This window comes from Salinicola sp. V024 (genome assembly GCF_052645315.1).
In genome coordinates, this window is sequence record NZ_JBQXYB010000005.1 from 217,585 (window position 1) to 240,672 (window position 23,088).

Genomic DNA, 23,088 nt, shown 5'->3' on the forward strand with positions numbered 1-23,088 from the left:
ATGGGGCTTCTATGGCAGGTGCTCATGGATATTTCTGATTTTTACGACACTTTCTTCGAAGAAGCCGAAGAGCTGCTGGCGGATATGGAGCGCCTGCTGCTGGACCTCGATGTCGACGATCCCGATGTCGAAGAGCTCAATGCGATCTTCCGTGCCGCGCACTCCATCAAGGGGGGGGCTGGCACCTTTGGCTTTACCGTCCTGCAGGAGACGACGCACCTGCTCGAGAACTTGCTGGACCATACCCGGCGTGGCGAGCTCACTCTCCGGCGGGATATCGTCGACACGTTTCTGGAAACCAAAGATATGCTTCATGACCAGTTGAATGCCTACCGCAACGGCAGTGAGCCGGATGCCGAAGCGTTCGAACGGATTTCGCACGTCCTGCAGCAAATGGCGCTGGATGAGCTGGGCCAGGGCGGTGCGGCAGCGGATGTGCCGGTGGTCGCGACACCGGAACCCGCAGCGACGACCCCCGCTTCTTCAGTGGAGAGTCCGAAGAGCGACGATACCGGCAAGAGCGCTACCCAGCGCTTGTCGATTACGCTGACGGATGTGAACGACAAGGATCGTAATCTGCTGGTCGACGAGCTCGAGCATTTCGGTGTGATCGCGTCGCAGTCGGGCGATGCGGCGCGGTATCAGGTGGTTCTGGACAGCTCTGAATCCCAGGATGATATCGAAGCGGTGCTCTGTTTCATCATCGAGCCGGAGCAGCTGTCGATCCAGGTCGATGCGGCTGCCCCCGTCGAGGCCAGCACAGAGACGACCGCCCGGGAACCGATGGTTGAGACGTCGGTACCGTCCAGCGAGCCGGTGCCGGTTAGCGACGAAACGTCGGTGGCTGAGGCGCCCCCATTGCCGAGCGGCAAGGCCAGTAGCAAACCGAGTGGCAAGTCCGGTAGCAAGAACGCCAAGGGGGCCGAGTCCAGCACCATTCGGGTGCCGGTCGACAAGGTGGACCAGATCATCAATCTGGTCGGTGAATTGATCATTACCCAGTCGATGCTCGAACAGACGGCCAGCGATCTGGACATCGTCTCTCATGGGCCGCTGGTCAACGGCATGAATCTGTTACAGCGCAACGCCCGCGATCTGCAGGAGTCGGTGATGTCGATTCGCATGATGCCGATGGATTACGTCTTCAGTCGTTTTCCGCGGCTAGTGCGCGATCTGGCGTCCAAGCTGGGCAAGGACGTCGAACTGATCACCGAGGGGAAGTCCACCGAACTCGACAAGAGCCTGATCGAGCGCATCATCGACCCATTGACCCATCTGGTTCGCAACAGTCTCGATCACGGTCTGGAGTCTCCGGAACGCCGCGAAGCTGCCGGCAAGTCGCCGACCGGCCATCTCACGCTGTCCGCCCAGCACCAGGGCGGCAATATCCTGATCGAAGTGATCGACGATGGTGCCGGGCTCAATCGAGACAGGATTCTGGCCAAGGCCCGGTCCAACGGTCTCGCCGTCACCGACACCATGAGCGATGACGACGTCTGGCAGCTGATCTTCGCCCCGGGTTTCTCGACCGCCGAACAGGTCAGCGACGTCTCCGGGCGTGGCGTCGGCATGGATGTCGTCAAGCGTAATATTCAGGCCATGGGCGGGCACGTCGAGATCCTGAGCAAACCCAACCAGGGGACGACGACGCGGATCGTGTTGCCGCTCACGCTGGCGATTCTGGACGGCATGTCGATCCGCTGTGGTGGGGAGACCTTCCTGCTGCCGCTCAATGCGGTGCTCGAATCACTGCAGCCACAGCTCGACGACATCTATTCGATGGCGGGCGACGATCAGCTGCTCAAGGTGCGCGACGAGTATCTGCCGATCATCGCGCTGCACCATGCTCTGGACGTGGCCAACGCCAGGACCGAATTGACCGAGGCCATCGCCGTCATCGTCCAGGGTGAGGGACGTCGCTACGCCTTGCTGGTCGATGATCTGATCGGCCAGCAGCAGGTCGTGGTCAAGAACCTCGAAACCAATTATCGCAAGGTCCCGGGCATCTCCGCGGCCACTATCCTTGGCGATGGCAGCGTTGCCCTGATTCTCGATATCGCCGACCTTCATCGTCTCGACCGGCGCAAATCACAGCAGCGCCACGAGGCGAAACACCAACATCTACAAGAGGTATCGCTAGTATGAGTTCGCAAGCGAGCATGAATGCCATCGTCAACGACGCCGCGAGCCGCGAGTATCTGGTCTTCTCGTTGGGTGAAGAGGAGTATGCGGTCGATATTCTCAAGGTGCAGGAAATTCGCGGTTACGAGAACGTCACCCGCATTGCCAATGTGCCGGACTTCATCAAGGGGGTCACCAATCTGCGCGGCGTGATCGTGCCGATCATCGACCTGCGGCTCAAGTTCCATCTCGACAAGGTCGAATACGACGGTCAGACGGTGGTGATCGTGGTCAACGTCGATGACCGTATCGTGGGTATCGTCGTCGACGGCGTCTCGGACGTGATGAGTCTGGCGCCGGATCAGATCAAGCCGGCGCCGGAATTCGGCGTCACCCTGTCGTCGGATTACTTGAGCGGTATCGGAAGCCTGGAAGATCGCATGCTGGTACTGGTCGACATCGAAAAGCTGTTGACCCACGAAGAGATGCAGCTCGTCGAACGGACTGCCGAAAGCGCCTGATCCGGGCACCATGGAATGAATATCGACCGCAGCCTCGGCTGCGGTTTTTTTGGCCGGCACGGCGCGAGCGGATCACGACACGAGCAGTTCATGGCGCGATCCGGTTTTTCGACTTTAGTCTAATAAAGATAAAGCTGATCCGCGCTAAGCCGATAACGTTGCTATCGCGCTTATACCATCAGCTTCGCCATACGGGGAGGCGAGGCGCCGATCAAGTTATCAAGGTGAGAAACGCCATGCTGAATTTTCGAGAGTGGACGATGCGTCGCAAGCTGTGGGCCACGTTGGGGTTGATGTGGATCGGTTTGATCATGGTGGCGGGCTGGTCGCTCTACTCCATGCGGGAAAACCTGGTAGAACAGCGTATCCAGAGCCTCCAGTACTTCATCGGTAGCGCCAAGCAACTGGTCGACAATTACGTCAGCCAATCGGAAAGCGGCGAGTTGAGCGAAGCGGATGCCAAGCAGCAGGCGCGCAACGCTTTGGCCCATCTCGGTTTCGGCGCCGACGGCTATATCTTCGTGTTCGACTCCAACCTCGAGATCGTCGAGCATCCGCGTCGCGCCGTGGGTGACAGCATGCGCGACTATCAGGATCCCAACGGGGTCTATCTCTATCGCGAAATGTTCGCTGCTGCCCAGCAGCCCGACGGCGGGCTCGTTCCCTACGCCTCGCGTCGCAGTGATGGCGACGAGACGTACGACAAGCTTAGCTATGTCATGCGCGTACCGCAGTGGGACTGGCAGATCGCCACCGGCGTCTATGTCGACGACATCGACGCCGTGCTGGCGGACGGTGCCGTGGTCTACCTGGCGCTGATCGCCGCGATCGGCGGCCTGCTCTCGCTGATCGTCGCCTGGGTCATCCGTAATGTTCTGGGTCGGCTGGGCGGCGATCCCGGCCATGCGCGTAACAGTATCCGGAAGATTGCCGAGGGCGATTTTTCCCAGGCTCTGGTTCTCAAGTCGAAGGACACCGACAGTCTGCTGTTCGCGATAGAAAGTATGCGTCAGCGGCTATCCCGGACATTTGCCGACGTTCGCGCCAGCGCCGAATGGGTCAATGTCGGCGCTGGCCAGATCGCCAGCGGCAATCAGGATCTGGCGGTGCGCACCGATCAGCAGTCCGCTGCCATCGTCGAAACGGCCTCCAGCATGGAGCAGTTGACTCAAACCGTCCGCCACAATGCCGATAACGCGGAAACGGCCACGCGGGCTGCATCCCAGACGCGTCAGCGCGCGCAGCAGGGCGGCGAGATGATGCGCGAAATCGAGACCACGATGTCACAGATCCAGGACGGCTCGCGGCAGATGGCGGAAATCGTCGACATGATCGACAACATCGCGTTCCAGACCAACATTCTGGCTTTGAATGCGTCTGTCGAAGCGGCTCGTGCCGGCTCCGCCGGGCGAGGATTCGCGGTCGTCGCGGAAGAAGTGCGCAACCTGGCGAGCAGAAGCGCCGAAGCGTCCCGGGATATTCGTCGGCTGATCACCGGATCGGGCGAACAGGTAAACAGCGGCGCCACGCTGATTGAACAGGCGGGCCGCGCCATGGAGGAGATCGTCTCCTCGGTGACCAGCGTCAGTGGCCTGATGGAAGAGATAGCCAACGCGTCGCGAGAACAGCGCAGCGGCATCGAGCAGGTCAATCAGGCGATCACGGAGCTCGATCAGGTCACCAGCCAGAACGCTGCGCTGGTACAGCAGACAGCCAATGCCTCGCAGTCGCTGGTGAGTCAGGCGCAGAAGCTAGAGTCGACGCTGGAACATTATCGGGTAGCGGAGACGGAAGTCAGCGATTCCGGTCTGACCCAGTGGCAGCCCAACGTCGAAAAGACAACATCGCGCCGGGAACAGCCGGCGTGATCGGAGGCCTCTCCAGGAGCTCAAGAGAGCGGGTGATCGGCCGATAACCAGTCACGACAATGATCTCTGATCTGCCTCACGCAGATCGCGAGTGTGCACGACAACACCAGGGATGCTGCGATGCGAAACAATCAACCCGTGCTCGACCAGGAGTTCGCGATAAGCGAATCGGATTATCTTATTTCGCGAACCGATCTGACAGGCAGGATCACCTATGCCAACCCGGCTTTCGTCAGGGTCAGCGGTTTTAGCCGGGAAGAGCTGATCGGCGCTCCGCATAACCTCATCCGACATCCGGATATGCCGCCGGCGGCTTTCGCGGATCTCTGGAAAACGCTGGAGAAGGGTGAGAACTGGACTGGGGTGATCAAGAACCGGCGCAAGGATGGATCGCATTACTGGGTCCAGTCGACCGTCACCCCCATCATCGAAGACGGCAAGATCGCCGGTTACACCTCGGTGCGAGTCAAGGTCGCCGACAAGCCACGCCAACTGGCGGAAAAGCATTATCCGCAGCTGTTGGCCGGTCGCAGGCGAGGCGTCAAGCTCGACCATGGCGAGCTGAAACCTCGGGGGTTGTTCCCGACAATTCGGCGTCTCAGCTTACGTTCGCTGAAAGGCCGCCTGATTTCGATGATGGTCCTGGCATTGGTCGTGCTGGCCGGTAGCGGCGGCGTATCGATGTATGCGATGCATGCGGATGGTCAGCGTCTGCAGCAGCTGACCACCAATGGATTGGAAGACCTGGCGCGACTCCAGAAAATCGATCAACTGATGTCGAAGGGGCGAGATCTGGTCGACAAACCGGTCAGCAACCCGATGGCTGCCGACCTGGCACCGGTCAACGAGCAGGTCGATGCGCTCATCGCCGAACTGAACGGGACCTGGGACGCCTTCTACCAGGATCGTCCCGTCAACCAGACGCCGGCCGCGGAGACCTTCGCCGCCGATCTTCAGCAGTACCGTGACGAAGGCCTGAAAGGGGTGATGGAGGCGTTGAACGGGGGCGACTTCTACCAGTCCTACGTCGCCTACAACGACGTGCTGGCGGCCAACAGCGACAAGATCAGCAGCGATCTGAATGCGCTGGTCGAAGCGAAGCGTGAGAGTGGGGCTACCATGGCGGCGAGTGCTGCCGAATCCCAGCGTATCACGATGATCTTCCTGATCTCGCTGCTCGGAGCCGGCACCATCCTGTTGATCATCGTGGGGCTGACGACCATACGCGCAACGCTCAAGCCGGTTCGTGAAGCCTTGGACTTCGCGCTACAGATCGCCTCGGGCAATCTCGGCGCGACGCTGAAGCAGCGCGGCAATGACGAAGTGGGGCGGCTGATCGGGGCGCTCAACGGCATGCGCCAGAGTCTCGGCACGATCGTCGGCGACGTCAATTCGAACGTCGCGGTGGTAGCCCCGGCGACGCGGGATATCGCCAGCGGCAACGAGGATCTCTCCTCTCGGACCGAGCAGCAGGCTGCCTCACTGGCCGAGACCGCCAGCAGCATGGAGCAGATGACCGCGACCGTGAAGCAGAATGCTGACAACGCGCGTCAGGCCAGTCAACTGGCCGATGGCGCGACGGATACGGTGCGTCGTAGTGGCGAGGTGATGGGGCAGGTCGTAGGTACGATGGGGCGCATCACCGACAGCTCGCGCAAGGTGGCGGATATCGTCGGGGTAATCGATTCGATCGCGTTTCAGACCAATATCCTGGCGCTGAACGCTTCCGTCGAGGCCGCCAGGGCCGGCGAGCAGGGACGCGGATTTGCCGTGGTCGCGGGTGAAGTCCGCAATCTTGCCAGCCGCAGCGCCGATGCGGCCAAGGAGATTCGTAATCTGATCGACAGCTCGACTCAGGAAGTCGGTCACGGCGCCGATCTGGTCCGTCAGGCCGAAGGGTCGATCGAGGAAGTCGTCAACGCGGTGACTCGCGTCAACGATATCATCAGCGAAATTTCCGCCGCCTCCGAAGAGCAGACCAGCGGTATCCAGCAGATCAGCCAGGCCGTCGCGCAGATGGATGAAGTGACCCAGCAGAACGCCGAGCGCGTGCAGACGACGGCTTCCTCTGCGGCCGAACTGCGCGCCAGTGTCGACCATCTTGCAACGTCCATCGCCGTCTTCCGGTTGGCGGGCAGCGGAGAAGAACGGGTGGTCGTCGGCGAGCATCGGGCACCGCGCGAGCCCGTTGTCACCCCTCGGCATCGTCCGACGAACAAGCCGGCCGAGTTTATCGAGAGCCCTCGTCGTGCGGTGACGGATGACAACCAGGAGTGGGAATCATTTTGAAATCCGAGCCAGCCATGTTCTCAGCCCCAGATCCCACTGGGAGCGTCGATGGGAATGCCGTGCGCTTTACCCGGGATCTCGATTTTACCTCGCGGGACTTCGAGCGGGTCCGGGATTTGATTTACCGCCGTGCCGGTATCGTCATGGCGGAGAACAAGCGGGAGATGGTGTACAGCCGGCTGGCCAAGCGCCTGCGACTGCATGGCATGACGCGTTTTGGTGACTATCTGGACCGGCTGGAGGGACGAGCCGAGTCCGAGGAGTGGGAGGCTTTCACCAACGCTCTCACCACCAATCTCACGGCGTTCTTTCGCGAATCCCATCACTTCCCGGTGCTGGCCGAGGAAGTACGCCGACGCGGTACCGGTATCAAGATCTGGTGCGCCGGGGCCTCGACCGGGGAAGAGCCTTACTCCCTGGCAATGACGGTGAGAGAAACCCTGGGCCCGGCGGCCTCGCAGGTGAAGATCCTGGCGACCGATATCGATACCGAGGCGTTGAATACCGCTCGCGCCGGCGTCTATGCGCTGGAAACAGTGGAAAAGCTCGGTGAGGTTCGCTGTCGGCAATTCTTTCAGCGTGGCAGTGGCAGCCGTGCCGGCAAGGCTCGAGTGCGACCTGAACTGGCCTCGATGATCGATTTTCGTCCGCTCAATCTGGTCACCGGATCATGGTCGATCAACGGTCCTTTCGACATCATCTTCTGTCGCAACGTCATGATCTACTTCGATAGAGAGACGCAGACGAACATCCTGCGGCGATTTTCCGCCCAGATGAAGCCGGATGGTCTGCTGTTCGCCGGTCACTCCGAGAACTTCTCCTTTCTGAGTCAGGCTTTTCGTTTGAGAGGTCAGACCGTTTACACATTGGCATCACCCTCGTCGCGGGCGATGCCGGACGCCTCACGCTAGGGAGTGAGCGGTGAAACCGACGATCAAAGTGCTCTGTGTCGATGACTCGGCGCTCATTCGTGACCTGATGACCAAGATCATCGACGCCCAGCCCGACATGACCGTGGTGGCCACGGCGCCGGATCCGCTGGTCGCCCGTGACCTGATCAAGCAGCACAACCCCGACGTGTTGACGCTCGATGTCGAGATGCCGCGCATGGACGGTCTGGATTTTCTCGAGCGGTTGATGCGACTGCGCCCCATGCCGGTGCTGATGATTTCGTCGCTGACCCGGCGCGGGTCCGAGATTACGCTGAGGGCGCTGGAACTGGGCGCGGTGGACTTCGTGGCCAAGCCGGAAGTCGGCATCCGTGAAGGCATGCTGGAGTATGCCGACTTGATCGCCGACAAGATCCGCGCCGCCGCGCAGTCTCGACCGCAACCGCTTCAGCAACATCGAACAGCGACACCAGCGGCGCCACCGCGGGTACTCAAGGCACCAATTCTCTCCAGCGAGAAGATCATCATTATTGGTGCCTCTACCGGGGGGACCGAAGCGATCCGTCAGGTCATCGAGCCATTGCCGGCCAACAGTCCTGCGGTGTTGATCACCCAGCACATGCCGGGCGGCTTCACGCGCTCCTTCGCCGAACGTCTCGATCGACTCTGCCGTGTCACGGTGAAGGAGGCCGAAGCGGGAGAGCGCGTGTTACCCGGTCACGTTTACATTGCGCCGGGCGACTGGCACATGCGGCTGGCGCGTTCGGGCGCCAACTACGTGATAGCGCTCGACGAGAGCCCACCCGTGAACCGTCACCGGCCCTCGGTCGATGTGCTGTTCGAGTCCGCGGCCGCCTGCGCGGGACGCAACGCTCTGGGTGTCATCCTTACCGGCATGGGCCGTGACGGTGCGGTCGGCCTGCTGAAAATGCGCGAGGCCGGCGCGCATACCGTGGCGCAGGACGAAGCAAGCTGTGTGGTCTTCGGCATGCCCAAGGAGGCGATTGCGCTCGGCGGAGCGACGGAGGTCATTGCGCTGACCGATATTGCCGGCCATCTGGTTCAGCAGATGCACCTGGCGGGACGCGCGCAGCGCGTATAGACAGCACCTGTAAAGCGAACGGTCATGCTGCCGATAATTCACGGCATGCCCGCCTAACGAATCGAAGAGGAAAGACGATGGCTGACAAGAACATGAGCATTCTGGTGGTGGACGATTTCCCGACCATGCGTCGGATCGTCCGCAGCCTGCTCAAGGAGCTCGGATTCGAGAACGTAGAAGAGGCCGAGGACGGTCAGGAAGCGTTGACCAAGCTACGAACCGGCGCATTCGAGTTCGTGGTCTCCGACTGGAACATGCCCAATCTCGACGGTCTGGAGATGCTCAAGGAGATCCGGCAGGACCCCCAGCTCTCTTCGCTGCCCGTGCTGATGGTGACGGCCGAAGCCAAGAAAGAGAATATCATCGCGGCCGCCCAGGCAGGCGCCAACGGCTATGTGGTCAAGCCTTTCACCGCCGCCACGCTCGAAGAAAAGCTCAACAAAATTTTCGAAAAACTGGGCAAGTGACGCCTATGGAGGGTAGATCATGAGTGGTGCCAACCCTCAGACCAGCGTGGCGGAAAGTGCGGCTCCCGACGACCTGATTCGCCGTATCGGCCATTTGACGCGCATGCTGCGCGAGAACATGCGTGAGCTGGGCCTCGACAAGGAGGTGGAGAAAGCGGCTCAGGCGATTCCCGACGCCCGCGACCGGCTCAGCTACGTTGCTTCGATGACCGAGCAGGCGGCGGAACGCTCGTTGAACGCCATCGACAACGCCCAGCCGCTGCAGAACGGGCTCGAGCGCGAGGCGATCGCTCTCGATGAGCGGTGGGAGTCGTGGTTCGCCGAACCCAAGGCGCTGAATGAGGCCAAGGCGCTGGTGAAGGACACTCGTGCCTATCTTCAGGATGTGCCCAAGAAGACCAGTGCCACCAACGCGCAGTTGCTCGAGATCATGATGGCCCAGGATTTTCAGGATCTCACCGGGCAGGTCATCAAGAAGATGATGGAAGTGATCCACGAGATCGAGCAGCAACTGGTGCAGGTGTTGATCGACAACGCCCCGGAGGGTGCCGAACGTCGGGACTCGCCGAATCCGACGGCTGCGAAACCCAACTCGCTGCTCAATGGACCGCAGGTCAATCCCCAGGCTGCCGATGTCGTCAGTAGCCAGGACCAGGTCGACGATCTGCTCGATAGCTTGGGATTCTGAGCGCGCCGGTCGCGACTGACAGACCTCGTTGTACATCCTACCTTCCGAAATAGCAGGGTCTTACTCCTGCTATTTCTCCCTTTGCCATGTCGTCACTCCCAGCAGAATAGCGCTCACGGATTAATGTCGCTGATAGTGGCGACGACGGTGGCGATGACTGTGGTGGAGTGCGCGCTTGGCCGAGCAGAACGACAGTGATCAGGAAAAGACCGAACCGGCCACACCCAGGCGAATCGAAAAGGCCCGTGAGGAAGGGCAGGTGGCGCGCTCGCGCGAGCTCGCCACCTTTCTGTTGCTGGTCAGTGGCGTCATGGGTCTGTGGTTCCTGGGCAACCATCTCTACGACGAGCTCTCCATCGTCATGGAGCAGGCGTTCCTGTTCGATCACGGGCTGGCGTTCGACACCTCCCGCATGCTCAGCCATGTCTGGCTGCTGGGCCAGAATACGCTGATCGCGTTATTGCCGTTGTTCCTGCTGTTCACGGTCGCCGCGATTCTGGGACCGACGATGCTGGGCGGCTGGCTTCTGTCGGCAAAATCGCTTCAGCCTCAGTTGAGCAAGCTCAATCCGTTCAAGGGGCTGAAGCGGATGTTCTCGAGTCAGGCGCTGGCGGAACTGGGCAAGGCCATTGCCAAATCGGTGCTGGTGGGGGGCGTTGCCGTGGCCTATCTCTGGGCTCAGCGCGGCACGCTGCTCGGCCTGATGGAGATGCCGGTTCAGCAGGCTCTGGCCACGGCGATGCGTCTGGCGGCCATCGGCTGTGCGCTGATCGTCACCTCGATGATTTTTGTCATTCTGATCGATGTGCCGTACCAGATCTGGAGCCACAACAAGAAGCTCCGCATGAGCCGCGAAGACATCCGCCAGGAGCACAAGGAGTCGGAAGGCGATCCGCACGTGAAAGGGCGCATCCGCTCCCAGCAGCAGGCGATGGCGAGACGACGCATGATGAGCAAGGTGCCGACCGCCGACGTGATCGTGACCAACCCGACCCATTACGCGGTGGCACTGAGCTACCAGCAGGACTCGATGGCGGCGCCGAGGGTCATTGCCAAAGGGGCCGACCAGGTTGCGGCCAGAATCCGCGAGCTCGGCGACGATAACCGGGTGCCACGGCTGGAAGCACCGCCGCTGGCTCGCGCGCTCTACCATCACGTCGATCTGGAGCAGGAAATTCCGGGCGATCTCTATACCGCGGTTGCCGAGGTGTTGGCCTGGGCGTTCCGGCTCAAGCAAGTAGAAACCGAAGGCGGCGACATGCCGCCGGCGCCACGGGATCTGACCGTGCCACCGGCGTTCGATGATGCCTTACCCGATTCATCCAAGGAGAGTGAATGAACGCGCTCACCCAGTGGTTCGGTCAGCGCAAATGGCCGGGCGAAACGCAGTACAAGGTGCTCGCTGGCCCAGTCCTGATCATCATGATTCTGTCGATGATGATCCTGCCGCTGCCGCCATTCGCGCTCGATCTGTTCTTCACTTTCAATATCGCGCTGTCGATCATGGTGCTCCTGGTCAGCATGTTCACCCAGAAGCCGCTGGACTTCGCGGCCTTTCCGGCGGTCCTGCTGTTCTCGACGCTACTACGCCTGTCGTTGAACGTGGCATCGACCCGTGTCGTGCTGATGGACGGGCATGAGGGCGGTGATGCCGCGGGTAAGGTGATCGAGGCGTTCGGCGAGTTCCTGATCGGCGGTAACTTCGCCGTGGGTCTAGTGGTGTTTCTGATCCTCGTCGTCATCAACTTCATGGTCATCACCAAGGGTGCCGGACGAATCGCCGAAGTCGGCGCGCGCTTCACCCTGGACTCCATGCCGGGGAAGCAGATGGCGATCGACGCCGATCTCAATGCCGGGCTGATCGGTGAGGAAGACGCCCGCCGGCGCCGCACCGAAATCAATCAGGAGTCGGAGTTCTTTGGCTCCATGGATGGCGCCAGCAAGTTCGTCCGCGGCGATGCCATGGCCGGCTTGCTGATCATGGTGATCAACCTGATCGGCGGTTTGATGATCGGGGTGGCACAGCACGGGTTGCCATTCGGGGAAGCGGTCAAGACCTATACCTTGCTGACGGTCGGCGATGGTCTCGTCGCCCAGATTCCGGCGCTGGTGATCTCGACGGCAGCCGGCGTCACGGTATCCCGAGTCAACACCGACCAGGACGTGGGTCAGCAGCTGTTGAGTCAGCTCTTCAACAACCCGCGCGTGATGTATCTCGCCGCCGGCGTGATGGGGCTACTCGGGATGATTCCGGGCATGCCGAACGTGGTGTTTCTGTTGTTTGCCGCCCTTCTCGCGGGGCTTGGCTGGTGGATTTCGCGGCGCGAAGAGGAACAGGCGGTTCGCGCGGTGGACGAGAAGGCGCCGCCGACCGTCCAGGAGACTCCGGAGGCCAGTTGGGACGATGTGCAACTGGTCGATACGCTGGGGCTGGAGGTCGGGCATCGCCTGATTCCGCTGGTGGACCAGCGTCAGAAGGGCGAGCTGCTGGGCCGTATCAAGAGCGTGCGCAAGAAATTCGCTCAGGACGTCGGCTTTCTGCCATCGGTGGTACACATCCGCGACAATCTCGAACTGAGCCCCAACGCTTACGTGATTACCCTCAAGGGCGTCGAAGTCGGTCGCGCCGAGGCGTTTCCGGGTAAGTGGCTGGCGATCGATCCGGGCCAGGTTTCCGGAGCGATCGACGGCACTAAGACCCAGGACCCGGCGTTCGGCCTGACCGCCTACTGGATCGACACGGCGCAGCGCGAGCGGGCACAGATCTATGGCTACACCGTGGTCGACGCCAGTACGGTGGTCGCCACCCATCTCAACCATCTTCTGCACGAGAATGCCGGCGACATGCTGGGGCGGGCCGAGGTCCAGCAGTTGTTGGACAAGGTCGGCGAACAGCAGAAGTCGCTGGTGGATGACGTGGTGCCCAAGCTGCTGGCGCTGACCTCGCTGCAGCGCATTCTGCAGAATCTGCTGGCCGAAGACGTGCCGATCCGCGACATGCACACGATTCTCGACGTGCTGGCGGAATACGCGCCGCAGCAGTCGGATGCCAACGAACTCACCGCACTGGTACGTGTGGCGTTGGGTCGAGCGATCACGCAGCAGTGGTTCCCGGGTCGTGAGCCGATGCACGTGATGAGCCTCGAACCCAGGCTGGAGCAGGTGCTCACCCAGGCGCTCAATAACGGCGGCGCGCTGGAACCCGGGCTGGCGGATACGCTGATGCAGCAGACCGCGGCGGCGGTCGAACGTCAGCAGAGCCGCGACGAGCCCACCGTACTGGTCGTGCAGCATGGCTTGCGGGCATTACTGGCCCGTTTCCTGCGTCGCCAGATCAAGTCGTTGGTGGTGCTCTCCCAGGCCGAGATTCCCGACGATCGCAATCTGCGGGTCACCACGACCATCGGCACGGCGCCGTGATCCGGAGTGCATCGTCATTCAGGGTTTCTCCCCTGATCGCCATGGCTCTGATGGCGATACTGTCGATGGGATGGGGGGCGGCAGTCTGGGCGGCGGATGGCTCGTGGGTCGTGAAGATCCCGCGCCAGACAGTGGTCGCCTCGGAGCGGCCGATGGAGAGCGAGCCAATCCAGCCGCTGCCTGCGCTGAACGGTGCCGAGATCGTGCGAGTGCGCTGGACGTTTCGGACCAGCGTGTCGGCACCGGGACTCAAGCTATGGCTGTGTCAGGCGCAGCTGTGTCAGCGGCTGATCCGGAATCGCGGCGAAACCCAGTACTTTTCGGGTCGCTCCGCGGCGGCCCCGTTCCGATTGAGGTTTCAATGGTCTCCCGGTTCGCACCATGGCACCAGGCTGGTGATATCCGACGCGCAGCTGATCGTCGACTATCGGCAGTAAAGGGGTCGCCGAGCCATGAGCAGTGGAAATGGCGGTAACACGCCGGCCAAACAGTCGAAATAGCCACCCGAAGGCGGGCAGTTTGCGCTCTCGGGTCGACGATCACACGGCATAATGAAAGTCTAAGTCATGCGTCCCATGACCGTAGGTGTTTTGCACGAGGCCATTCGATGTATACCGCACAGGGCAAAATCGATCAGACGGCACTGATTGAGCAGTACATGCCGATGGTAAGGCGCCATGCGCTCTCCCTTCAGGTACGCCTACCGGCCAGCGTCGAACTCGATGATCTCATCCAGGCCGGTATGCTGGGCCTGCTGGACGCTCTGGGGCGCTACGACGACTCGCACGGGGCCAGCTTCTCGACCTACGCCAATCAGCGGATCCGTGGAGCGATGATCGACGAGCTGCGCAGCCGGGACTGGATGCCACGTAGCGTGCGGCGCAGTGCACGGGCGCTGGATCAGGCCGTGCGCCGGTTGGAGCAACAGCTGGGCCGGGCGCCGGACGAGCGGGAAATCGCCCGGGAAATGGGCGTTTCGAGTGACGATTATCATCGACTACTGGCGGATGCCAACAACGGCTTTCTGTTGGCCTACGACGAAAGCGACAGCGAGAACGGCATTCCCTCTGTCGCCGAATCGAGCTCGCCGTCTCCGCTTGCGGCACTTCTCGATTCGGATAATCGCGCCAGCGTGATGGCGGCAATCGATGCTCTGCCAGAGCGAGAAAAGCTGCTGTTGGGACTCTACTATCAAGAAGAGCTCAATCTCAAGGAAATCGGTGCCGTGCTCGGCGTCAGTGAATCCCGCGTCTGCCAGCTGCACAGTCAGGCAGTGGCCCGTCTGCGAAGCCGTCTGAATCCCTGATCATCATCTGATACGAAAACGCCGCTCGAACCGGCCGCCTGACGCGGACCTGGCCGGATCGAGCGGCGTTTTTTATATCTGGATCACTCGGTGATCGACGCCGTCGTCGAGGCCGTGCGGATCTCATCGGCTACCTGCTGGCCCACCTGATCCCAAACGGCGCCTAGCGTGCGCACCAACGCCGGATAACCGTCGTCGCTCAAGGGTTGCGTGACGTCGAAGTGATGCTGTGCCACCAGCCGATTGCCATCATGCAGCTGCCACTCCCCCGAGGCCACGGCCTGGCCATCGTAGCGACCCTGGAACTGGTCGACGCTCAGCGTCAGGCGCTGTGCATCGGAACCACTCTGCGCCGCGCTCAGCACGGTCATGCCGGGTAGATCGGCCGTCAACGACTGGCGCAGACGGCGCGTCAATTGGTGGCTCAGTTCTTCGGCCCACAGGTTCTGGTTGGCCGCGGCGAGCTCGATATCGCTGATCTGCATCACGATGCCCTCCTGATCGAGGTAGCTTGCCACCTCGACCGGGCTTACCGCCAACTGTCGAATGTCTGCTGTCGTTCTCGCCTCTGCCGTCGACGATGACTGCGCGCCATCGGCTTCCGGCAGGGTAAAACGATTGGTCGGCGTGGATTGCCCGGCGCAGCCCGTCAGCAAAACGGTGGATAGGGCCACGGCGGACAGCGCCAGCAGGGTGGTGGCGCCGAAACGGCGCCAGCGAGGCAGAGTGGTCGTGATCATTGGGGAGCCCTCGGCACGGGATCGGTTTTGACTTCGCGGTCGAAAATCAGCGCGTTGGGTTTCTCGCTCAAGGTCTTGGCGACCGGCTGGAGATCTCGCATCAGGACCTCCAGCTGTTTGAGCGTGTCGTTCAACTGACGATAACCGGAAGAACCGGAAGAGAAGCCGTCGAGCGTACCCTGCAGTTCCTTCAGCGTGTCGTTGATACTTCCAGGCAACTGCTGGGTGGCCGGATCGGAAACGATGCCGTTGACCGACTCCGCAATCTGGCGCACCTGCTCGAGCGTCTGCTGTGAGGTCTGCATGGTCTGATCCAGACGAGTGAGAATCGGCTCGACCTGCAAGTTGTTGAGCTTGTCGAGCAAACTCGAAACCTTCTGTTCGATCTGCGCGAATCCGCCGGAGACGGTCGGGAAGACCGGTTTGCCGTCGAACTTCAGCGCTTCATAGGCCGAGGCGTCGTCGTCGAAGTTGAGATCGACGAACAGCGCGCCCGTCAGCAGGTTGCCCGCCTTGAGCGTAGCGCGGAGTCCGTATTCCGAGAACATGGTCTCGAAGCGATCGCGCACTTCCTGATCGTCAACGTCTTCATTGACATCCTGATTGCTGTCCAGGCGCTGCGGCTCGATCCGGATCAGTACCGGTATCGCGAACTGGGTCAACGAGTCGGGCTGCGGCGCGGTGAAATGCCACGGCACGCTGACCACGGTGCCGACACGGACGCCGCGATATTCCACCGGCGCACCTCGGCTGAGACCGCGGACCGTGTCATCGACCAGCATCACGTACTCGATGTACTGATCGTAAGTGCCTTCGCGGGCGCTCTCTTCGTTGTTGTAGAGGGTATAGGTCGCGTCCTGCTTGGCGGCGTCGCCGCGATTGACGTCTTCCGGGACGCCGAAGGTCACGCCGCCGCTGATCAGCGTCTCGAACGAATCGAGGTTGACGTTGACGCCTTCGGAATCGAGCTGTACGTCGATGCCCGAAGAGCTCCAGAAGCGGGTGGTATCGGTGACCAGGCTGTCGTAGGGCGACTGGATGAAGATGCGGTGGCGCATTTCACGCTTCTCGGGATCGAAATCGGTGCTCTCGACACGGCCGACGGTATAACCCTGATAGGTGATCGGGTCCCCTGCGCTGAGCGAATTGCCCACCTGACTGACCAGATTGATACGCAGTCCCGGAGCGTCGGGCGGGGCAACCGGCGGCTGCTCCAGGACATCGAAGCTGTCCTGAGCCTCGTCGCTCTTGCCGGGAGCGAGTTGAATATACGCGCCGGACAGCACGGTGTTCAGGCCGCTGATACCTTCGCGTCCGATGCGGGGCTTGACCACCCAGAAACGCGTATCGGCGTTGAGCATACGTGATGCGTCGTTGGACATGCGCGCCGTGACCACGGTATGCGACAGATCGTCAGACAGGCGCACGGCTTCGACGTGACCGACCTGAACGTTGCGAGTCTTGATCAGCGTCTTGCCGGCCTCGATGCCTTCCGCATTGTCCATGTTCAGGGAAATCAACGGCCCACGACTGGAGAAGTTGTCCCAGACCATCCAGGCGCCGATCAGCGCAGCCAGCAGGGGCACTATCCAGATCGGGGAGAGCCGCGATTGCGACACTCGTTTGGCGCGTTGCATCGAATCAGGCATCGTCGACTTCCTTGACAGGCGAATAGGGGGATTGGCGCTTGAGCGCCGCCGGCATATGCGGCTGCATGTCGCGCGCATCCCAGATCAGGCGCGGATCGAAGCTGTTGGCGGCAAGCATGGTGATGACCACGACCGCGGAAAACGCCAGTGCTGCCGGCCCCGGCGTGATCGACAGCAGCGACCCGGCGTGCACCAGCGAAACCAGAATGGCGACCACGAAGACATCGATCATCGACCAGCGACCGATCAGCTCGGTGATCCGGTAGAGCGTCTGGCGCTTGTGCTTGAACCGGGACTCGCCACGGCGTCGTACCGTGAAGCAGAGCCAGGCCAAGGCAAATACCTTGCCGATCGGCACCACCACGCTGGCGGTGAAGATGATCAGGGCGATGGGCCAGTCACCATGACCCAGAAAGATCAACACGCCGCCGACGATGGTCGAGGGGGTGGAGTCGCCCAGCGAGGTCGTGGTCATGATCGGGTAGAGGTTGGCCGGAATATAGCAAAGAGTCGCCGCGATCAGCAGCGCCCAGGTCTTCTGCAGGCTATGTGGACTGCGAAAGCGTAGCGGCTCGCCACAGCGTTGGCAGCGCCCGCGCCCGAAGTGGCTGAGCCGACTGACCAGGCCGCAGGTCGGGCAACCGGTGAGCGCCTGTTCGGCCGCCGGCTGGCCGGGACGACAGCCCTCCGGCGCCAGCGGTTCGCCCGCCAGCGAGAACCACATCCAGTCCGAGTCGATGGAGCGTGTGGTCAGCAGCAGCAGTAGGGCATAGACGCAGAAGGACCAGAACGAGGGTCCCAGGTCGACCGAGGCCATCCCGGCGATCTTGATCAGGCTGACCAGCGCGCCGACCACGAAGACATCGGCCATCATCCACGGCCCCAGATGCGAAAGCGCACGAGCGATGCGATAGCTGCGAGGCAGCGGTCGGCGTTGCAGCAGACCGAGATGCAGCCAGATAACCGCCAGCAGATAGAAGGCGGGCAGCACGATGATGGTCAGCAGCACCAGAATGCCGACGAAGGGTTCGTGCAGCGTCACCAGACTGGCCGACGTGTCCGTTAACTGAATGGCGTTGCTGACGCCGCGTGACTCGAAACTGATGAACGGAAAGCCAAGCGCTGCCAACAGGGCGATCAGTGCGCTGATTGCAAAAGCGAGGCTGCGTTCCGCCGGCCGAAAGTGGCGATGGCTCAGCGTGTGGTCGCAGCGCGGGCAACTGGCGCGCTGGCCGGGCCGCAAGGGTGGCAGTGCTACCAGAAGGTCACATTCATGGCAGGCACGAAGACGCCGCCGCGTGCGCGTAGGCGTCAGAAAGGTCGACTTCTCGGTGCCGTTGTCATTCGAGGCTATTGCCAAATCGATACCTAGTGCAGGGCAGAATCGTAAGGGTGACGCAGTCTGTATCGGTCAGGTTACACTCTAACATACAGTCATGCATGTTTAGGCTTGAATTTACCCAGAGCGAATGCGTGACACACTTGCAACGTCGCGAAAATGCTCGTTAGTTCAGCCGCTTGCGTACTATAGTAGGTAAAAACATCACTATAATAGTCGGTGAAGAGAGATTTGCCGAAGGAACTGCAATGGTGGCCTTTAACGACTCTCGGGCCGGATGGCGTGTGCAATCGGCCTTACAATTCCTCGCATTCGACACCTTGTCCGTAATATCAGGTAGCCGAGCCCTCAAGTAAACCTTGGTAATGCATAACAGGAGATCCTAACGTGTGGATGGCGCTAGCAGCTATTGTGCTCGGTCTTGGCGTGCTCGTCTGGAGTGCGGATCGTTTCGTGGATGGCGCTGCAGCGACTGCTCGCCATCTGGGTCTGCCACCGTTGCTGATCGGCATGCTGGTGATCGGTTTCGGCACATCGGCGCCGGAGCTGATGGTCTCGGCGCTGGCGGCCATCCAGGGTAACCCGGGTCTGGCATTGGGCAACGCCTACGGCTCGAACATCACCAATATTGCGCTGATCGTAGGCTTGGTGGCATTGCTCAGCCCGCTGGCAGTTCACTCCCAGATCATTCGTCAGGAGCTTCCCGTGCTCGGCGTGATGACGCTGATTTCGCTGTGGTGCCTGTACGACGGCGTCATCTCGCGGGGCGACTCGATCATTCTCCTGGTGCTGCTGTTCGGGTTTCTGGGCTACAGCATCTGGCGTTCGCAGCGCCCGGGGCAAGATACGCTGCAGGCCGATGCGGAAGCGGAGGCCATGGCGCACTCCATGTCGCTCAAGCGGGGCGTGATCTGGACCCTGCTCGGGCTGGCTCTGTTGATCGTCAGCTCGCGGTTCCTGGTCTGGGGCGCGGTGACGATCGCCGAAGCGTTCGGCGTCAGTGATCTGGTGATCGGGTTGACCGTGGTCGCCATTGGCACCTCGCTGCCGGAGCTGGCCTCTTCCATCAGCGCGGTACGCAAGAATCAGCACGATCTGGTGCTGGGCAACGTGGTCGGCTCCAACCTGTTCAACACGCTGGCGGTGGTCGGTCTGGCGGGCATCATAAATCCTATCGACGTCGATCCGGCGGTGGTGGTGCGAGATTGGCCGGTCATGGCCGCGCTGACCGTCGCATTGCTGGTCTTCGGCATTGGCGTCAAGGGGCAGGGGCGCATCAATCGCCTGGAGGGCGGCGCGCTGCTGGCCAGCTTCATCGGCTATACGGCATGGCTGGTGATGAGCGTCATCCCATGAGCATCAGCGGACGTTAGCAGCCGCAGCCGCCTGACGATCGAGACGTTTACGGTTGAACCTCCAACGCTTGAAATTCTAATGGTTGGAACCCTGAACGTCGAAATGGAGTGCGGTGCGCAACGCAATCTGGCCGATGACGGCGGCCGTGGCCAGCACGATGGCCGTCGCCAGGGCCGGGTTGTCTCCCAACCCGACCAGTGCGGTGCACAATGCGCCGATTCCCATCTGGGCAAACCCGTAAAGGCCGGCAGCCGAGCCTACGACCTTGGGGTTGATGCCCACCGCCAGCGTCAGTGCCGTTGGCCCGGTCATGCCTACGCCAAAGGTAAACAGCAGTACCGATGCCTCGAGCGTGACCACTGACGTCCAGCCGGACAGCACGATGACCAGCATCGAGATCCCGCCGGCCAGACTCAGTAGGCTCGCCGACAGCATCAGTCGGACCAGGCCGATGCGGTGGATGGTGCGATTGGTGACCAGGTTGCCCAGTGAAATGCTCAGGATCAGCGCCGAGAGATAAAACGCGACGTGGCTGACCGGCTTGCCCAGCTGTTCGACGAAGATGAACGGGGCCGAGGCGACGAAGGCGAACATCGCCGTGGTAACGCAGCCGCCGCCGATCGCGTAGCCGATGAAGGCCGGTGACCGCACCAGCGTGCGATATTCGTGTGCCAGCCGAGGAACGTTGACGCGGCCGCTGGCCTGCGTGGTTTCCGGCATCAGTCGCCACACGAACAGCAGATTGCCCACGCCCATCAGGCAGAGTGCCAGCAGCACGGTGCGCCAGCCTAGCGTCGCCGTCAGCAGCGTCCCGACCAGCGGCGCCAGGGCGGGGCCGATGGCCACGACCAGGTTGAGTACGGCGAGACGCTGTACGGCGCGATCCGGCGCCGCGGTGTCACGGATCATGGCGCGTCCCAGCGCCAGCCCCGCGCAGCCTCCGAACGCCTGGAAGAACCGTGCCGCGATCAACACCTCGACACTCTGCGCCTGCCACGCGACGACGCCCGCCACGCTGTAGATCAGCATCCCCAGCATCAACGCTGGCCGTCGTCCCAGGGCATCGGAAAGCGGGCCGTAGAACAGCTGGCCGATCGCCAGTCCCAGGATGTAAAGACTGATGGTCAGCTGCATCTCGGCGTTGTCGGCGTGCAGCGCATCGCCGGCGATGGGCAGCGCCGGCACGAAGATGTGCATCGCCAGCGTACCGGCCAGCGTAATCATCACCAGCATCCATAACGCGGGTACGGCGGGTGTCGCGGCCGCTTGCGTTGCCGACGCAGACTTGGACGGGGATTTCGGCGTCGAAGTGGCAGGGTCGGTCACGAAGGGCCTCGCGGGATGAACGGATGGGCAGGTCGGATAATTCGAGTAGCGCGATAGTCATTAGTACCGTAGCAATCGAAACCATACTCGATTCGACTTTGTATGACTATTTGACGAAAGCCTTGCTCACTCAGGTGCCGGCCAGCCGGCCAGCCGGCGAGTCGGTGCGCGACGGGTGTCGCGAGGGCGAGAGGAGGCGCCGTCACCGACCAGGCTGCGTTAAAAGGCGGGCGAATTGTCGCATGGATGAATGGCCAGGCTCTGGAAAAGCGAATTTTAACCGCCGTAAGAAGACATCTTCAGCCGGCGTGAATGGCGACTTCCGCTGCCATCACGTAGTGTAATCGAAGTATCGGCGGCAGCTCGCGCTGGCGGGTGCGACAGCCTGTGCGACATCGATGCGCTTAGGCTCTCGAATAACAATCTCTATAATGATGAATGTTACCTTTCTGTAACATCTGGGTAGCAGGCAGTTCACACGATGAAAAATCTGCCGTCAACGATAATGCCAGGCTGGAAATGCCAGCGCGGCGGCCAATGTCAGCGGGGTCTGAGGGAACCGCTGCCCCGAGTGCTTGTGAGGAGTCAGCTATGGAGTTAGATCCAATTTTTCTGTCACGATTGCAGTTTGCATTCGTGGTTTCTTTCCACTCGATCTTCCCGGTCTTCACGATTGGATTGGCCTCTTACGTGGCGCTGCTTCAGGGTCTCTACGTGGCAACGGGCAATGCCGTATGGGATCGGCTGGGACTTTTCTGGACCAAGATATTCGCCGTGGTGTTCGCCATGGGGGTAGTGACCGGCATCGTCATGGCGTTTCAGTTCGGCACCAACTGGAGCAACTTCTCGCAATTTGCCTCGAACTTCATCGGCCCGATGTTGAGCTACGAAGTCATTACCGCATTCTTCCTCGAAGCCGGTTTCCTCGGCGTGCTGCTGTTCGGCCGCCACAAGGTATCTCCTTCGGTTCATTTTTTTGCGGCACTGATGGTGGCGGTCGGTACTTTTGTCTCCGCATTTTGGATTCTGGCCACCAATAGCTGGATGCAGACACCGCAAGGCTACGAGATTCGCGAAGGCGTCGTGCACGTCACTTCCTGGCTGGAAGCGATGTTCACACCCTCGTTCCCGTATCGCTTCGCGCACATGGCGATGGCGGCGTTCCTCACCGGTGGCTTCGTGGTTTGCGGTGTCAGCGCCTGGTTCCTGATTCGTCGTCGCGACGTCGATACGCATAAGCGGGCGCTTTCGATGACGCTGTGGCTGATGCTGATTCTGACTCCGCTGCAGGCCTGGATCGGCGACGAGCACGGCCTCAACACGCTCGAACATCAGCCGATGAAAGTGGCGGCGATGGAGGGCAACTGGGATACCCAATCGAACGTGCCGCTGCTGCTGTTCGCGCTACCGGATCGTGAAATGCAGGCCAATCGCGCCGAAATCGGCATTCCCAATGGCGCCAGCTTGATTCTTCGTCACGACCCCGATGGCGTGATCCCCGGACTCAAGGAGATTCCCGAGGCGCAACAGCCGCCGGTCTGGATCGTGTTCTACAGCTTCCGCGTCATGGTGGCGCTGGGCATCCTCATGATTGCGTTTTCCATTGCCGGGCTGGTTCTGCGACGTGACGGCCGGTTGTATACCTCGCGCTGGTTCCTGCGCGGCCTGCAGGGCATGAGTCTAGCGCCGTTCGTGGCCGTGATGGCGGGGTGGTTCGTGACCGAAGTTGGCCGATCGCCGTGGCTGGTGTATGGCGTGATGTCCTATGCGGATGCGGTGACGCCGTCGCTCACCGGGTGGATGGTGCTGCTGACCCTGATCGGTTACGTCGCGGTCTATGCGGTGATTTTCGTCGCGGGCATTTACTACCTGTTCAAGGTGGTTCGTCATGGCCTGGAGGAGCCCGATGAGAGCGAGTCCAATCAGTATTCGGATCGCCCCGCACGTCCGCTTTCCGCCACTCACGTGCCGTTCGACGGCAACACCGCCTCTTCTCGGAGCTAAGT

The 23,088-nt window shown here is 61.3% G+C and carries 18 protein-coding genes; 14 read left to right on the forward strand and 4 right to left on the reverse strand.

The annotated features are described in order from the left end of the window. The first annotated feature begins 24 nt into the window (after positions 1-24). The 12 genes from cheA to ACUN9V_RS10405 all read left to right on the forward strand — a co-directional run bounded on the left by cheA (position 25) and on the right by ACUN9V_RS10405 (position 14,672). Positions 25-2,145 (forward strand): chemotaxis protein CheA, encoded by a 2,121-nt coding sequence (gene cheA, locus ACUN9V_RS10350; protein ID WP_445511310.1) that lies wholly within the window; start codon positions 25-27, stop codon positions 2,143-2,145. Beyond that, a complete protein-coding gene (locus tag ACUN9V_RS10355) occupies positions 2,142-2,642 on the forward strand; it encodes a chemotaxis protein CheW (protein ID WP_075562071.1) in 501 nt (166 codons plus the stop codon). Before cheA ends, ACUN9V_RS10355 begins: the two co-directional genes overlap by 4 nt. Positions 2,643-2,878: 236 nt before the next feature. Then, on the forward strand, positions 2,879-4,510 hold the full coding sequence (locus tag ACUN9V_RS10360; protein WP_445511311.1) for a methyl-accepting chemotaxis protein: 1,632 nt from the start codon (positions 2,879-2,881) through the stop codon (positions 4,508-4,510). A gap of 120 nt (positions 4,511-4,630) precedes the next feature. After that, entirely contained in the window at positions 4,631-6,799 is a 2,169-nt protein-coding gene (locus tag ACUN9V_RS10365) for a methyl-accepting chemotaxis protein (protein ID WP_445511312.1), read from the forward strand. Between the two features lie 14 nt (positions 6,800-6,813). Next, the gene (locus tag ACUN9V_RS10370) at positions 6,814-7,710 is read left to right on the forward strand and encodes a CheR family methyltransferase (RefSeq protein WP_445511313.1); all 897 of its coding nucleotides are present in this window, start codon (positions 6,814-6,816) and stop codon (positions 7,708-7,710) included. 10 nt (positions 7,711-7,720) lie between these two features. Next, on the forward strand, positions 7,721-8,791 hold the full coding sequence (locus ACUN9V_RS10375) for a protein-glutamate methylesterase/protein-glutamine glutaminase (RefSeq protein WP_110691714.1): 1,071 nt from the start codon (positions 7,721-7,723) through the stop codon (positions 8,789-8,791). A 77-nt stretch (positions 8,792-8,868) separates the two neighbouring features. After that, the gene (cheY, locus tag ACUN9V_RS10380; protein WP_110691715.1) at positions 8,869-9,258 is read left to right on the forward strand and encodes a chemotaxis response regulator CheY; all 390 of its coding nucleotides are present in this window, start codon (positions 8,869-8,871) and stop codon (positions 9,256-9,258) included. Between the two features lie 19 nt (positions 9,259-9,277). Next, positions 9,278-9,946: a protein phosphatase CheZ gene (gene cheZ / locus ACUN9V_RS10385; protein WP_445511314.1), complete on the forward strand. Its 669-nt coding sequence runs from the start codon at positions 9,278-9,280 to the stop codon at positions 9,944-9,946. Between the two features lie 175 nt (positions 9,947-10,121). Further along, a complete protein-coding gene (flhB, locus tag ACUN9V_RS10390) occupies positions 10,122-11,285 on the forward strand; it encodes a flagellar biosynthesis protein FlhB (RefSeq protein WP_445511315.1) in 1,164 nt (387 codons plus the stop codon). Further along, positions 11,282-13,366: a flagellar biosynthesis protein FlhA gene (flhA, locus tag ACUN9V_RS10395; protein ID WP_445511316.1), complete on the forward strand. Its 2,085-nt coding sequence runs from the start codon at positions 11,282-11,284 to the stop codon at positions 13,364-13,366. The genes flhB and flhA overlap by 4 nt, the downstream gene beginning before the upstream one ends. Before the next feature lie 41 nt (positions 13,367-13,407). Then, positions 13,408-13,803 (forward strand): flagellar protein FlhE, encoded by a 396-nt coding sequence (locus ACUN9V_RS10400; protein ID WP_445511317.1) that lies wholly within the window; start codon positions 13,408-13,410, stop codon positions 13,801-13,803. A gap of 170 nt (positions 13,804-13,973) precedes the next feature. Then, positions 13,974-14,672: an RNA polymerase sigma factor FliA gene (locus ACUN9V_RS10405; RefSeq protein WP_445511318.1), complete on the forward strand. Its 699-nt coding sequence runs from the start codon at positions 13,974-13,976 to the stop codon at positions 14,670-14,672. Between the two features lie 83 nt (positions 14,673-14,755). Here ACUN9V_RS10405 and ACUN9V_RS10410 read toward each other — a convergent pair whose 3' ends face one another. Genes ACUN9V_RS10410 through ACUN9V_RS10420 form a run of 3 tightly spaced genes read right to left on the reverse strand, consistent with a single transcriptional unit; the run spans position 14,756 to position 18,415 of the window. Beyond that, on the reverse strand, positions 14,756-15,412 hold the full coding sequence (locus tag ACUN9V_RS10410; RefSeq protein ID WP_445511319.1) for a PqiC family protein: 657 nt from the start codon (positions 15,410-15,412) through the stop codon (positions 14,756-14,758). After that, positions 15,409-17,061: an intermembrane transport protein PqiB gene (gene pqiB / locus ACUN9V_RS10415; protein ID WP_439303595.1), complete on the reverse strand. Its 1,653-nt coding sequence runs from the start codon at positions 17,059-17,061 to the stop codon at positions 15,409-15,411. The genes ACUN9V_RS10410 and pqiB overlap by 4 nt, the downstream gene beginning before the upstream one ends. Further along, the gene (locus ACUN9V_RS10420; protein WP_445511345.1) at positions 17,054-18,415 is read right to left on the reverse strand and encodes a PqiA/YebS family transporter subunit; all 1,362 of its coding nucleotides are present in this window, start codon (positions 18,413-18,415) and stop codon (positions 17,054-17,056) included. Before ACUN9V_RS10420 ends, pqiB begins: the two co-directional genes overlap by 8 nt. Before the next feature lie 372 nt (positions 18,416-18,787). Here ACUN9V_RS10420 and ACUN9V_RS10425 point away from each other — a divergent pair, with 372 nt between their 5' ends. After that, a complete protein-coding gene (locus tag ACUN9V_RS10425; protein ID WP_445511320.1) occupies positions 18,788-19,756 on the forward strand; it encodes a calcium/sodium antiporter in 969 nt (322 codons plus the stop codon). A 75-nt stretch (positions 19,757-19,831) separates the two neighbouring features. On the opposite strand, the gene ACUN9V_RS10430 is transcribed toward ACUN9V_RS10425, so the two are convergent. Beyond that, positions 19,832-21,082 (reverse strand): multidrug effflux MFS transporter, encoded by a 1,251-nt coding sequence (locus tag ACUN9V_RS10430; protein ID WP_445511321.1) that lies wholly within the window; start codon positions 21,080-21,082, stop codon positions 19,832-19,834. A gap of 591 nt (positions 21,083-21,673) precedes the next feature. On the opposite strand from ACUN9V_RS10430, the gene ACUN9V_RS10435 reads away from it, so the two are divergent. Beyond that, complete coding sequence (locus ACUN9V_RS10435; protein WP_445511322.1) at positions 21,674-23,086, forward strand: cytochrome ubiquinol oxidase subunit I; 1,413 nt, start codon at positions 21,674-21,676, stop codon at positions 23,084-23,086. Positions 23,087-23,088: the final 2 nt, after the last annotated feature.

Excerpts from the sequence above, each read along its gene's own strand:
- ACUN9V_RS10360 (WP_445511311.1), top strand. The coding sequence starts at position 2,879 with ATGCTGAATTTTCGAGAGTGGACGATGCGTCGCAAGCTGTGGGCCACG.
- flhA (WP_445511316.1), top strand. The coding sequence starts at position 11,282 with ATGAACGCGCTCACCCAGTGGTTCGGTCAGCGCAAATGGCCGGGCGAA.
- cheY (WP_110691715.1), top strand. The coding sequence starts at position 8,869 with ATGGCTGACAAGAACATGAGCATTCTGGTGGTGGACGATTTCCCGACC.
- ACUN9V_RS10370 (WP_445511313.1), top strand. The coding sequence starts at position 6,814 with ATGTTCTCAGCCCCAGATCCCACTGGGAGCGTCGATGGGAATGCCGTG.
- ACUN9V_RS10400 (WP_445511317.1), top strand. The coding sequence starts at position 13,408 with ATGGCTCTGATGGCGATACTGTCGATGGGATGGGGGGCGGCAGTCTGG.
- pqiB (WP_439303595.1), bottom strand. The coding sequence starts at position 17,061 with ATGCCTGATTCGATGCAACGCGCCAAACGAGTGTCGCAATCGCGGCTC.
- ACUN9V_RS10435 (WP_445511322.1), top strand. The coding sequence starts at position 21,674 with ATGGAGTTAGATCCAATTTTTCTGTCACGATTGCAGTTTGCATTCGTG.
- ACUN9V_RS10365 (WP_445511312.1), top strand. The coding sequence starts at position 4,631 with ATGCGAAACAATCAACCCGTGCTCGACCAGGAGTTCGCGATAAGCGAA.
- ACUN9V_RS10355 (WP_075562071.1), top strand. The coding sequence starts at position 2,142 with ATGAGTTCGCAAGCGAGCATGAATGCCATCGTCAACGACGCCGCGAGC.
- ACUN9V_RS10410 (WP_445511319.1), bottom strand. The coding sequence starts at position 15,412 with ATGATCACGACCACTCTGCCTCGCTGGCGCCGTTTCGGCGCCACCACC.
- cheZ (WP_445511314.1), top strand. The coding sequence starts at position 9,278 with ATGAGTGGTGCCAACCCTCAGACCAGCGTGGCGGAAAGTGCGGCTCCC.
- ACUN9V_RS10405 (WP_445511318.1), top strand. The coding sequence starts at position 13,974 with ATGTATACCGCACAGGGCAAAATCGATCAGACGGCACTGATTGAGCAG.
- cheA (WP_445511310.1), top strand. The coding sequence starts at position 25 with ATGGATATTTCTGATTTTTACGACACTTTCTTCGAAGAAGCCGAAGAG.